This window comes from Candidatus Pantoea floridensis (assembly GCF_900215435.1).
Taxonomy (GTDB): Bacteria; Pseudomonadota; Gammaproteobacteria; order Enterobacterales; family Enterobacteriaceae; genus Pantoea; species Pantoea floridensis.
Genome location: NZ_OCMY01000001.1, coordinates 1,773,765 through 1,785,620, shown reverse-complemented (window position 1 = coordinate 1,785,620; position 11,856 = coordinate 1,773,765). Strand labels below are relative to the sequence as shown.

11 protein-coding genes are annotated in these 11,856 nt (G+C 57.4%); 1 reads left to right on the top strand and 10 read right to left on the bottom strand.

What is annotated here, in order from left to right:
• Positions 1–23 precede the first annotated feature (23 nt).
• The 9 genes from CRO19_RS08300 to fdnG all read right to left on the bottom strand — a co-directional run bounded on the left by CRO19_RS08300 (position 24) and on the right by fdnG (position 10,120).
• Entirely contained in the window at positions 24–314 is a 291-nt protein-coding gene (locus CRO19_RS08300; RefSeq protein WP_097095412.1) for a type II toxin-antitoxin system RelE/ParE family toxin, read from the bottom strand.
• Positions 280–564 carry a type II toxin-antitoxin system ParD family antitoxin gene (locus CRO19_RS08295; RefSeq protein WP_061719305.1) on the bottom strand — a complete coding sequence of 95 codons (285 nt, stop codon included), beginning with the start codon at positions 562–564 and terminating at the stop codon, positions 280–282. Before CRO19_RS08295 ends, CRO19_RS08300 begins: the two co-directional genes overlap by 35 nt.
• Positions 565–675: 111 nt before the next feature.
• A complete protein-coding gene (gene selB / locus CRO19_RS08290; RefSeq protein ID WP_097095411.1) occupies positions 676–2,529 on the bottom strand; it encodes a selenocysteine-specific translation elongation factor in 1,854 nt (617 codons plus the stop codon).
• Positions 2,526–3,905, bottom strand: coding sequence for an L-seryl-tRNA(Sec) selenium transferase (gene selA / locus CRO19_RS08285; RefSeq protein ID WP_097095410.1), 1,380 nt, complete (start codon positions 3,903–3,905; stop codon positions 2,526–2,528). Before selA ends, selB begins: the two co-directional genes overlap by 4 nt.
• 8 nt (positions 3,906–3,913) lie before the next feature.
• Positions 3,914–4,525: a glutathione S-transferase gene (locus tag CRO19_RS08280; protein ID WP_097095409.1), complete on the bottom strand. Its 612-nt coding sequence runs from the start codon at positions 4,523–4,525 to the stop codon at positions 3,914–3,916.
• A 69-nt stretch (positions 4,526–4,594) separates the two neighbouring features.
• Positions 4,595–5,521: a formate dehydrogenase accessory protein FdhE gene (fdhE, locus tag CRO19_RS08275; protein WP_097095408.1), complete on the bottom strand. Its 927-nt coding sequence runs from the start codon at positions 5,519–5,521 to the stop codon at positions 4,595–4,597.
• Positions 5,521–6,162: a formate dehydrogenase cytochrome b556 subunit gene (fdoI, locus tag CRO19_RS08270; protein ID WP_097095407.1), complete on the bottom strand. Its 642-nt coding sequence runs from the start codon at positions 6,160–6,162 to the stop codon at positions 5,521–5,523. Before fdoI ends, fdhE begins: the two co-directional genes overlap by 1 nt.
• On the bottom strand, positions 6,162–7,061 hold the full coding sequence (fdxH, locus tag CRO19_RS08265; RefSeq protein WP_097095406.1) for a formate dehydrogenase subunit beta: 900 nt from the start codon (positions 7,059–7,061) through the stop codon (positions 6,162–6,164). Before fdxH ends, fdoI begins: the two co-directional genes overlap by 1 nt.
• Positions 7,062–7,072: 11 nt before the next feature.
• Positions 7,073–10,120 carry a formate dehydrogenase-N subunit alpha gene (gene fdnG, locus CRO19_RS08260; protein WP_141400225.1) on the bottom strand — a complete coding sequence of 1,016 codons (3,048 nt, stop codon included), beginning with the start codon at positions 10,118–10,120 and terminating at the stop codon, positions 7,073–7,075.
• 93 nt (positions 10,121–10,213) lie between these two features.
• Here fdnG and fdhD point away from each other — a divergent pair, with 93 nt between their 5' ends.
• On the top strand, positions 10,214–11,065 hold the full coding sequence (fdhD, locus tag CRO19_RS08250) for a formate dehydrogenase accessory sulfurtransferase FdhD (protein WP_141400224.1): 852 nt from the start codon (positions 10,214–10,216) through the stop codon (positions 11,063–11,065).
• Here the strand turns inward: fdhD and CRO19_RS08245 are convergent.
• A complete protein-coding gene (locus CRO19_RS08245; RefSeq protein WP_097095403.1) occupies positions 11,062–11,838 on the bottom strand; it encodes a DeoR/GlpR family DNA-binding transcription regulator in 777 nt (258 codons plus the stop codon). The two genes, fdhD and CRO19_RS08245, sit on opposite strands and share 4 nt — an antisense overlap.
• Between the last annotated feature and the right edge of the window lie 18 nt (positions 11,839–11,856).

Genomic DNA, 11,856 nt, shown 5'->3' with positions numbered 1-11,856 from the left:
ACGAGAAATCGTCCCTTGTTGTTTTAAAATTCGGCGCTGATTTCCTGCGAGTGGTGCAAGATGCGGCCGATAAAGATTTCATCCACTTCAGCGCGATAGATCACAACATGCTGTCCGAGAGGCAGCGAATAGATCTGCTTACCTAAATCTGGTCGTTTGCGACCTAAATCAAACATGGCGAGTTTGTCGAAGAGCTGAGCAAATCTGGAGCTATAATCATCAGCTAACTGCTCGCCATAATTCCAGTATCCATAAATCCAGATCTTCATCAGATCCGCATCAGCTTCCGGTTTTATCGTGATGGTCCTTTTCATAAATGCCTACCCTGGCTTTTGCACGTCTTAGAAAATCTTCATGATCCCACTCTTTTCCTGGGCCGCTTTCGAAACCCTCCCTGACTAACTCTCTGAGCTTCTCCAGCTTCGATTCCGCCTGTTTCTCACGCAGCAAACGCAGCGAGTCGCGTACCACTTCGCTTTGCGTACGGTAGTCGCCGGACTCAACCAGAGATTCAACAAACTCGCGCAGTTCATCGCCTAAATCGATCGTCATGGTACGTGCCATTATCGTTATCCACTGTAAGAGTATTTCTTACATTCTGGCACTTTTTTGCGCAACGGGGAATGCGCGTTGCAGCGCCGTTACAGATAAAACTGCGAGGCAACGCCAGAGATTTTAAGCAGAAGAGGTGGGGAACAGGCGTGCGTCGCGCAGCAGATGATCGTTGCCACGACGGCGGGTGAAGCCGCTGCGGTCAAAGAATTCCAGAATCTGCACCGCCACTTTACGCCCGGTACCGAGTTGGTTGCGGAAATCGGCGGCGCTGGTGCTGCCACCTTGCGCGGCGCGCTGGCGAATCAGATCGGCGAAGATCTGGATCTGGTCGCTGCGATAGTAGCGATCGCGCACGATCGCTGTAATGTGCCCGAGGCGGGCAGCGGTAAGCAGCAGCGAGCGAATGGTCTGCTCATCCTGCTGTAACGTCAGCGCGATATCGCGTACCCATAGCGGCTGGTCGCTAAACAGCGGGCCAACCTGCTGCCACACTATTTCTTCCTGCGGGTTAAAGCGCGGTTCGAAATCAGGCAGATGGAGCCAGCCCTGTCGCTGTTGCAGCTGACCTTGTGCCAGCAGTTGCTCAATCAGCGCGAAGACCCATGCGGCCGGTTGATGCGACATTGCTACCCGGCGCAGACGATCCTGCCCGATGCCCGGCACTTCCGGATGCTGCTGATGAAAATGCGCCAACGCCTCCAGCAGCGTCTGTTGCCAGTTGGCTGCTTGTGCGGCACTCATCAGCGCGTTACCGAGCTGAACCGGTGAGACATTTTCCATCAGGGCGTCCAGCGCAGGCGGCGTAAGCTGCCGCGCCCAGGCCAATTCAGCTGATTCGCAGGGTTGATACGTCAGATGCGCGCGCAGGTTGGCGTCATCGCCTTCTGATGCGGCCAGTTGTTGCAGCCAGGCAAGGTAATCCGCCTGACGTTTCCCGCGCTTTTTGCTGTTAAGCAGCAGCACGCGCGCGCCGCCCAACGTTTGCTGGGCGCTGCTGTCGCGGATAATCAGCCGATCGTTCTCTGCCAGCCAGAGCGGTTCATTCAGCACTATTTCTGCCAGATTATCGGCCAGGAGCATAATGCGTCCGGTAACGCGGCTGGCGGCATGATGGACATGAATGGGCTGCGAGGTGCTTTTTAGTGGCTGCAGCAAGCGCAGCGCCACGGTTAAACGCGTGGTGCCTTGCGGTTGTGGTTCTGCCAGCAGCCAGTCGCCGCGGGCGATCTGCGCTTTTTCCACATCGCCAACGATATTCAGCGCGATGCGCTCACCGGCCTGCGCCCGCGTCACCGATTGGTTTTGCGCATGCAGCGCGCGCACGCGCAGTGGCACATTCAGGCTGCTAAGCCACAGCGTGTCGCCGACGTTGATCTCCCCCGACAGCGCGGTGCCGGTGACCACCAAACCGGTGCCTTTTAAGGTAAAGGCGCGATCGATGGCGAGACGAAAACGGTAGCGAGTGTCGAACGCCGGCTCCTGCAGGGTGCTGAGATGCCGCCGCAGCGCATCGATGCCGTGCTGCGTGTGGCTGCTGGTGACAAATTGTGGCACCGCCAGCCAGCCAAGCTGTTGCGTGAGCTGAGCTACCTGCTGCTGCACTTCGGCGATGCGCGCTTCATCCACGCAATCGGCTTTGGTCAGCGCCACGCTGAGCGGCGGCTGGCCGGCCATGCTCAGCAATTGCAGATGTTCGCGCGTTTGCGGCATCACGCCATCGTCACAGGCCACCACCAGCAGCGCATGATGAATGCCGCCAATGCCGGCCAGCATATTGGCGAGGAATTTTTCGTGGCCCGGTACATCAATAAAGCCGAGCACGCGCCCATCCGGCTGCGGCCAGTAGGCGTAGCCGAGATCGATAGTCATACCGCGCCGTTTCTCTTCCGGCAGGCGATCGGCATCGACGCCGGTTAATGCTTGCAACAGTGCGGTTTTGCCGTGATCGACGTGCCCAGCGGTGGCAATAATCATGCGACTAACGCCTGAATCAGGGCGGTTTCATCATCGAGGCAGCGTAAATCCAGCCACAGTTTGCCTTCCTGAATGCGACCAATCACCGGGCGCGCCAGGCTACGCCAGCGTTGCGACAAGTGGTTTAGGTGACTGCCGCGACCATCGCGCGGTGTGAAGGTGATGGCATAACTGGGAATGCGCTCAACCGGCAGCGATCCGCTACCAATTTGTGATGAACACGCCGCGATCGCCAGTGAAAAATCAGCGCTATAACGTTGCGCTAAGGGCGGCATTACCCGTTCAGCCTGCTGCAGAATATCCTGCGAGCAGCGCGTCAGCAGCCGTAGCGTCGGCAAGGCTTCACGCAAGGTTTCTGGCTGACGATACAGTTGCAAGGTCGCTTCCAGCGCGGCGAGCGTCATTTTATCAACGCGCAGAGCACGCTTCAGCGGATGCGATTGCAGCTGCTCAATCAGCGCTTTTTTACCGATGATGATGCCAGCCTGCGGTCCGCCTAACAGCTTGTCGCCAGAGAAACTGACTAAACTGACGCCGGCGGCAATCAGCTGCTGCGGCATCGGCTCGGCGGGTAGGCCAAACCCGGTCATATCTATAAGCGAACCGCTGCCAAGATCGGTAATCACCGGCAATTGATACGCTTCGCCTAACTCAACCAACTCCGCTTCGGTTACCGCATGGGTAAAGCCCTGAATCTGGTAATTACTGGTATGCACCTTCATCAACAGGCCGCTATTTTCTGCGATCGCGGCGCGATAATCCTTCAGGTGAGTACGATTGGTGGTGCCAACTTCAACCAGTGTGCAGCCCGCTTGACGCATTACGTCAGGAATACGGAAAGCGCCGCCAATTTCGACCAGCTCGCCGCGCGAGACTATCACTTCACGCCCCGGCGCTAAGGCCGCCAGCATCAGCAAAACTGCCGCCGCGTTGTTATTGACGATGCATGCCGCTTCGGCGCCGGTTAACTCGCACAGCAGCGCACTGACGGCATTATCGCGATGGCCACGGGCCGCCTCATCCAGCGCGTATTCCAGCGTTACCGGCTGGCGTAAACAGTTAACCACCGCTTCAATGGCGCGATCGCTCAGTTGTGCGCGGCCGAGATTAGTGTGCAGCACCGTGCCGGTGAGATTAAACACCGGGCGTAGCGCACTTTGCTGCTGTCGTGCTGCACGCCGTAATGCTTCCTGCGGCCAGTTGGCGTGCCAGGCGGGCAAGGTTTGATGCTGCTGAATGTGTTCACGCGCTTCCTGCTGCATGGCGCGTAGCTGATGGGTGGTAAAGGCGGTACCGGTTTGAGCAAGCAGCGGCTGCAGCGCGGGATCGCGCAGCAGGCTATCGATCGCAGGTAGTTGGCTGTACAGGGTTTTCATCGGATGGCTTAACAAGTGGGGGGTACGGTGCGGGCAAAACTTTCCCGTTCAAATAGGGTTTCAGCCAGCTTCACCAGCGCCGGGCGATTCACGCACCAGTTTGGCATGACGCGGCGGAAGTTGAGGTAGCCAAGCATGCAGCCGGTGGCGATATCCGCCAGATTGAGCGCGCCGCTATTGAGCAGTTCCCCCTGCGCGGCGGCGGTTTCCAGTGCATCAAGGCCGCGCTGGATTTTATCGCGATTGCGCAGCAGCACCTCTTCGGATTGCCGATCGCCGGGACGCATTTGCTCACGCACGATCATCACCGCGGCGTCATTGATGCCGTCGGCCAGTTTTTCCAGCTGACGGATTTGCAAAGCGCGGAGGGGATCATCGGGCAGCAGGGCAGGCGCGTCACCGCGCAGTTCAATTACCTGCGCAATGATGGAGGAGTCAAACCAGGTGAGCTGATTGTCATCAATTAGCGCCGGCACTTTGCCCAGCGGATTGTATTGCGGCACATGAGTGTCGTCGGTCCACGGAGATTGATTCACGAATTCAAAAACCAGACCTTTTTCCAGCAAAATCACCGAAATTTTGCGTACAAAAGGGCTGGTGTAGCTGCCAATCAGTTTCATCGTTCGCCTCCGTGTTGAATGAATTCATGAAGAAGGTCGCCATGAATGGCGACCTTACAAACGGAACGTTTAATCGCCGGGGAACATAAACGGATTCAAACTGCTGCGTGCGAATCCTTCCTGCTCCATGCGGGCATCCAGCACCAGCGAGGCCAAATCATCGGCGACGGGCTCCACGGCGGGATCCTTCTCCTGATACAGCATCTTCAGATAGGTACCGCAGTCGCCGCAGCTTTCTGCTTTCACCGCCGCTTTTTCACTGTCCAGCGACCAGTAATGCAGATCGCCAGTTTGTTCGCAGTTGGAGCATTTGCTGCGCACTACATACCATTCGCTTTCACACAGATTGCAGTGCAGATAGCGTAATCCCTGCTGGCCCACGCTCATGTGCACCACGCTGGTCACCGGCACGCTGGCGCACACCGGACAGAACTGGCGATGCTCGCCATATTCCGCGCGCGCTTTGCCAGGAATCAATGCCGCCATCTGCGCCCAGTAGATCGACAGCGCCGCCCAGATAAAGGGCGATTTGTCGCTGCTGACCTGGGCAAAATCACCTTCCAGCAGCGCCTGTGCCAGATTTTCCAGCTCGGTGGTGGAGGCTTTTTCCAGATTCTCCAGCACCGCCAGCGCCTGACCGCTCATTTCCGGCTTCAGCTCGGCAATCAGCGAATGCAGCAGACGTTGCCAGTGCGCATCGCGCGGATAGGTGTGGATATCGAGCGGCGGTTTGCCCTGCTCGGCGCTTTGCGCCAGCCGCTGCTGCAGATCAAGCTGCAGCGGATGGTCATACAGCACGATCTCCTGCGCCTCGGCGATCACCGCGGCAAAGCGCAGGTAATCACCCAGCGGATTCTTCGCGGCCAGATCGCGCAAACGCGCCGCGCGGCGGCTATACAGATTTTTCAACCGGGGGAAAAGTAACGGCGGAACCTGCTCCGCCGTGTGCTTTTCGCCTTTCTCCAGCTGGTCCTGCGGGATGATGCGAATACTCATCAGGGACGTTTTTCCTGTTGTGTTTGGCGTTGGCGCTGCTCGCGATACCAGCGTGGATGATGTTTCTTCGCCCACGCGGCCGGAACCCAGCCCTCAACCATGGCGGTAATGGTGCCTTTTACCCACAACGCGGCGTAAATGTGCACCATAATCACCACGATCAGCGCCACAGCTGAGACCGAATGCACCACTAAGGCGGCGCGAATCAGCGGAATGGCAAAGGCGCCGGCAAAGTAAGGGCGCCAGATGACAATCCCGCTCACCAGCAGCAAGACTAAGCTGATGATAGCAGCCCAGAACACACACTTCTGCCCGAAGTTGTATTTGCCGGTGTCGCCCACCTCTTCGTTTTGCACGATTTTGCGGATGTTTTTCGCCCACACCAGGTCTTCACGGTTGATCAGATTATGTTTCCAATAACGTAAGAACATGATGATAAAGGCGGCAAACATCACTACACCGACAAACGGATGCAGGATGCGCGCCAGCTGCGGCGTGCCAAGAACGTGCATCAGCCAGTTAAACGAAGGGAAAAAGAAACCCAGTCCGCTCAGCGCGGCGAAGACAAAACAGAACGCCACAATCCAGTGATTGATGCGTTCCGGTGCGCTGTAGCGCACCAGACGATCGCGTTTTTTCATTATTCGCGCTCCTCTTTTTCGTGCAGGTTCTCGTCTTCATCCTCTTCCACGCGGTTCGGGCCTACGCCGACGTAGTGGAACACCGAGGCAGCAAAGGTGGCGGCAAAACCGATGGCCGCCAGCGGTTTCCAGATCCCCTTCCAGAACGTCACCGCCGGGCTGATGCTCGGATTTTCTGGCAAACCGTGATAGAGCTGCGGCTTGTCGGCGTGGTGCAGCACGTACATCACGTGTGTGCCGCCCACGCCTGCGGGATCGTACAAGCCCGCATTGGCATAACCGCGCGTGTTGAGCTCGGCCACGCGTTCACCCGCCAGCGCCTGCATATCGCTTTTGCTGCCGAAATGAATCGCACCGGTCGGGCAGGTTTTCACGCATGCCGGTTCCTGGCCCACATTGACACGATCGACGCACAGCGTGCATTTATACACGCGGTTATCATCTTTATTCAGACGCGGCACGTCGAACGGACAGCCCGCAATGCAGTAGCCGCAGCCAATGCACTGTTCGGACTGAAAATCGACGATGCCGTTAGCGTACTGAATAATCGCACCTTCAGAGGGGCAGGCTTTCAGACAGCCGGGATCGGCGCAGTGCATGCAGCCATCCTTGCGGATCAGCCACTCTAACTTGCCGTTCTCCTCCACTTCTGAGAAGCGCATCACCGTCCAGGATTTGGCGGTTAAATCGGCGGGGTTGTCATATACCCCCACGTTATGCCCCACTTCATCGCGGATATCGTTCCACTCTGAACACGCCACCTGACACGCTTTGCAGCCGATACAGGTGGTCACGTCGATCAGTTTCGCCACTTCCTGCTGATGGTTACGCGCCTGCGGGGCAGGCGTGAGTCCATTGGTGGCGGAGCGGCGGATAATGTCTTGAGATTGATAAGCCATATTCGTTCTCCTTACACCTTCTCGACGTTGACCAGGAACGCCTTGAATTCTGGCGTTTGCGTGTTGGCATCACCGACAAACGGCGTCAGGGTATTAGCGATAAAGCCTTTCTTCGCCACGCCCTGATAGCCCCAGTGAATCGGAATGCCGATGGTATCGACGATTTTGCCGTCGACGTTCAGTGGACGGATGCGCTTGGTGACCACCGCTTTGGCTTTGATATAGCCGCGATTGGAGCTCACTTTCACCGTATCGCCCTGCGCGATGCCGAGCTTGTTGGCCAGCTTCTCGCCGATTTCAATAAACTGCTCCGGCTGCGCGATGGCGTTGAGCCGCGCGTGCTTGGTCCAGTAATGGAAATGCTCGGTGAGACGATAGGTGGTGCCGACATATGGGAACTGCTCCGCCTGGCCCATCGAGGCCAAATCGTCCTTGAACACGCGCGCCGCCGGGTTGGATACCACATTCGGATGCAGCGGGTTGGTGCCAATCGGCGTTTCAAACGGCTCGTAGTGTTCCGGGAACGGACCTTCGGCCATTTTGTCGAGCGCAAACAGGCGACCAAGACCTTCTGGCTGCATGATGAACGGCCCGACATCGCTGCCCGGCGCGGCGGCGCTGTAGTCCGGCACATCCATGCCGCCCCATTTGCTGCCATCCCACTTCAGGATCTGACGTTTAGGATCCCACGGATTGCCTTGCGGATCCGCCGAGGCGCGGTTGTAGAGAATGCGGCGGTTGAGCGGCCATGCCCAGCTCCAGTTCAGCGTGTTGCCGAGTCCGGTTGGATCGGTGTTGTCACGGCGCGCCATCTGGTTGCCTTCTGGCGTCCAGCTGCCGGCGAAAATCCAGCAGCCGCTGCTGGTACTGCCGTCATCTTTCAGATGGGCAAAGGTGCTGAGCTGTTGGCCTTTTTTCACCAGCAGCGTGCCTTTGTCATCGAACACGTCCGCCAGCGCTTTACCGTTGCTCTCCATCGCCACTTCTTCCGGGGCAGGATTTTCAGGCGTTTTATAGTTCCAGCTCATGTTCAACACCTGCTCAGGCAGCGCACCGCCTTCACTGGCGTACATCTTGCGCAGGCGAGAGTAAATGCCGGAAAGAATCTCGCCATCATTCAGCGCTTCGCCTGGCGCATCCTGGCCTTTGAAGTGCCACTGCAGCCAGCGACCGGAGTTAACGATGGAACCGTTCTCTTCGGCGAAGCAGGTGGATGGTAAGCGGAACACTTCGGTTTGAATCTGTGACGGATCAACATCATTAAATTCGTCGTGATTCTCCCAGAAGGTTGAGGTTTCGGTGTTGAGCGGATCGATGGTGACCAGGAACTTCAGCTTCGACAGCGAAGCGATCACTTTGCGCTTATTCGGGAACGACGCCACCGGGTTAAAGCCCTGACACAGATAGCCGTTGACCTTACCTTGCGACATCATTTCGAAGTACTGCAGCACATCGTAGCCTTTGTCCCACTTCGGCAACCAATCGAAGCCCCAGCTATTTTCCTTCTGGGCTTTGTCGCCGAAGAAGGCTTTCATCTGGCTGACAAAGAATTTCGGATAGTTGCTCCAGTAGTTCACCTGACCCGGCAGCAGCGCTTTTGGCGTATTGGCAGCCAGATAGGTTTGCAGATCGGCTTGTTTCTCCGACGGCAAAGTCATGTAACCCGGCAGGCTTTGCGACAGCAGGCCGAGATCGGTGAGCCCCTGAATATTGGAGTGGCCGCGCAGCGCATTTACGCCGCCGCCAATCATGCCCATGTTGCCGAGCAGCAGCTGAATCATCGCCATGGTGCGGATGTTCTGCGCGCCCACCGAGTGCTGCGTCCAGCCGAGCGCATACAGGAACGAGGTGGTACGATCGCGCGCGCTGGTTTCGCCAATCAGTTCGCAAACGTGCAGGAAGTCTGCTTTCGGCGTACCGCAGATACGTTCGACGATCTCCGGCGTGTAGCGGCTGACGTGCTGTTTCAGCAGGTTCCACACGCAGCGCGGATGGGTGAGCGTGGCGTCGCGTTTGGCGAAGCCGTCGTCGCCCATCTCGTAGTTCCAGCTGGTTTTATCGTATTTGCGATTCTCTTCGTCGTAGCCGCTGAACAGGCCATCTTCAAAGTGATAATCCTCACGCACGATCAGGCTGGCATTGGTGTACGCCTGCACATATTCATGCTGGATTTTGTCGTTTTGCAGCAGCCACAGCAGTACGCCCGACAGGAAGGTGATGTCGGTGCCCGAGCGAATCGGCGTATAGAAATCAGCGACCGATGCCGTACGCGTAAAGCGCGGATCGATAACTATCAGTTTGGCTTTGTTGTGAATCTTGGCTTCCATCGCCCAGCGGAAACCGACAGGATGCGCTTCAGCCGCGTTCCCGCCCATCACAACGATCAGATTGGCATTACGGATGTCGACCCAGTGGTTGGTCATCGCACCGCGACCAAATGTTGGAGCAAGACTTGCTACCGTTGGTCCGTGTCAAACGCGTGCCTGGTTGTCGACCGCTAACATGCCGAGCGATCGGGTAAATTTCTGGGTTAAATAGCCGGTTTCATTGCTGGATGCCGAAGCGCACAGCATGCCGGTGGAGAGCCAACGGTTAACCGTCACGCCCGCCGCATTTTGCGCGATGAAATTGGCATCGCGGTCAGCTTTCATCAGCTTGGCGATGCGATCAAAGGCATCATCCCAGCTAATGCGCTGCCATTTATTGGAGCCTGGTGCGCGATATTCCGGGAAATGCAGACGACTGTCGCTGTGCACGAAGTCGAGCAGGCCTGCGCCTTTCGGGCACAATGCACCGCGGCTCACCGGATGATCCGGATCCCCTTCAATATGGAAAATGGTCTCTTTGGCGTTTTTCGCGCCGTCGCCGAGGCTGTACATTAACAAGCCACAGCCGACTGAGCAGTAAGTACAGGTGTTACGGGTTTCGCGGGCACGCAGCAGTTTGTACTGTCGTGTTTCCGCCAATGCCACTTCCGGCGCAAAGCCGAGCAGTGCTGCCGTTGTCCCTGCCATACCGCCAGCGCATACTTTGAAGAATTTTCTTCGGCTGACATTCATGGATTATTATCCCTCTATATTCTTGCGATATACGGTGCAAGAATGACCCGACTAAACTTGTGACAATAGCGGCTAAATATTACCACAGCTTTAATGTGGTTGTTGCCCGAGACGAAAAAAGTGAAAGCGAATCAGCCAGAATGTAACGAGAGTGTGAATAAGATCTCAGGTGCGGTGCAGTCGCCGGTGTGGCAGCGCCGTACTATCGATAGCGCAGAAACCGACTGGCTGGCGCAGGAAGTGCCGATCGCGCTGGTCTATAACGGCATTTCGCACGTGGTGATGATGGCGACGCCCAACGATCTCGAAGCCTTTGCGCTCGGTTTTTCGCTATCGGAAGGGATTATCGAGCAGCCGAATGAGATTTTCGGCATGGACGTGGTGCCGGGTTGCCAGGGTATTGAAGTGCAGATTGAGCTCTCCAGCCGCCGCTTTATGGCGTTAAAAGAGCAGCGTCGCGCCATGGCGGGTCGCACCGGCTGCGGCGTATGCGGCGTGGAGCAGCTCGATCAAATCGGCAAACCGCTGCAGCCGCTGCCGTTCAGCCAAACCTTTGATTTAGGCCATCTCGATAAAGGGCTGGCGCAGCTGCGTGATTATCAGCCGATTGGTAATCTCACCGGCTGCACTCACGCGGCGGCCTGGATGTCGCCGCAGGGCGAGTTGCAGGGTGGTTACGAAGATGTGGGACGTCATGTGGCGCTGGATAAACTGCTCGGCAGTCGCAGCCAGCAGCCGTGGCAGCAGGGCGCGGTGCTGGTTTCCAGCCGCGCCAGCTATGAGATGGTGCAGAAATCCGCCATGTGCGGCGTTGAAATTCTGTTTGCGGTATCGGCGGCGACACAGCTCGCCGTTGAGGTAGCCGAGCGTTGCAATCTCACGTTGGTTGGCTTCAGTAAACCGGGCCGCGCCACCGTTTACAGTCATCCGCAACGCCTGCGTTAAACTACCTGTACCTGCGGCAGCGCCTGTTGCAGCGCCGCCAGCGCGCCGGGTTTTGCCGGGCCGCTGTCGCAGATCAGCAAATCGACATCGGCAATCGGAGCGTAAACCGTGCGGCTAACCACCCCGAGCTTGCTGTGATCCGCCAGTAAAATCGTGCGATTCGCTTGCTGCACCATAGCGCGGGCAATCGCCGCTTCATGGGGATGGAAGCTGCTGGCACCGTTTTTAGCATCAATGCCGACCGGCGAAAGCAGCGCGACATCAGCGCGATAACGATAAATCTCGCCGAGGGTCATTTCGCCGCGCGTTTGCTGTGCGCCTGCCATCATCATGCCGCCAATCAAAATCACCTGATTATTCAATGTTTCATGCTCTTCGGCCGCGCTCAGCGCCAGCGCGGCCTGCAGGCTGTTGGTGATGATGGTTAAACCCGACATGGTGCGCAGCGCTTCCGCCAACATGTTTGTCGTTGTGCCGGCATCAAGGAACAGGGTTTGTCCCGGCTGCAAATGCTGCGCGGCGGCGATGGCGATGGCGCGTTTCTCTTTCGCCTGCGCGTTGCGGCGCACCTGCAGCGGCGGCTCTGGCTGACTATCAACGGCCACCAAACCACCATGCACCCGCCGCGCCAATCCTTGTGCTTCCAGCTCAATAATGTCGCGCCGTGCGGTTTCGCGCGAGATGCCAAGCTCTTTAATAATGCGCTCGGTACTGACCTGATGTTGCGTGGTCAGCAGCGCACGAATGCGGTGTAAGCGAGTTTCCTGCAGCATGACTTTTCCCTGGGGCGT

Coding starts and splice junctions, on each gene's coding strand:
- fdxH (WP_097095406.1), bottom strand. CDS start 7,061: ATGGCTTATCAATCTCAAGACATTATCCGCCGCTCCGCCACCAATGGA.
- selA (WP_097095410.1), bottom strand. CDS start 3,905: ATGAAAACCCTGTACAGCCAACTACCTGCGATCGATAGCCTGCTGCGC.
- fdoI (WP_097095407.1), bottom strand. CDS start 6,162: ATGAAAAAACGCGATCGTCTGGTGCGCTACAGCGCACCGGAACGCATC.
- CRO19_RS08300 (WP_097095412.1), bottom strand. CDS start 314: ATGAAAAGGACCATCACGATAAAACCGGAAGCTGATGCGGATCTGATG.
- CRO19_RS08245 (WP_097095403.1), bottom strand. CDS start 11,838: ATGCTGCAGGAAACTCGCTTACACCGCATTCGTGCGCTGCTGACCACG.
- selB (WP_097095411.1), bottom strand. CDS start 2,529: ATGATTATTGCCACCGCTGGGCACGTCGATCACGGCAAAACCGCACTG.
- CRO19_RS08295 (WP_061719305.1), bottom strand. CDS start 564: ATGGCACGTACCATGACGATCGATTTAGGCGATGAACTGCGCGAGTTT.
- fdhD (WP_141400224.1), top strand. CDS start 10,214: ATGTGGTTGTTGCCCGAGACGAAAAAAGTGAAAGCGAATCAGCCAGAA.
- CRO19_RS08280 (WP_097095409.1), bottom strand. CDS start 4,525: ATGAAACTGATTGGCAGCTACACCAGCCCTTTTGTACGCAAAATTTCG.
- fdhE (WP_097095408.1), bottom strand. CDS start 5,521: ATGAGTATTCGCATCATCCCGCAGGACCAGCTGGAGAAAGGCGAAAAG.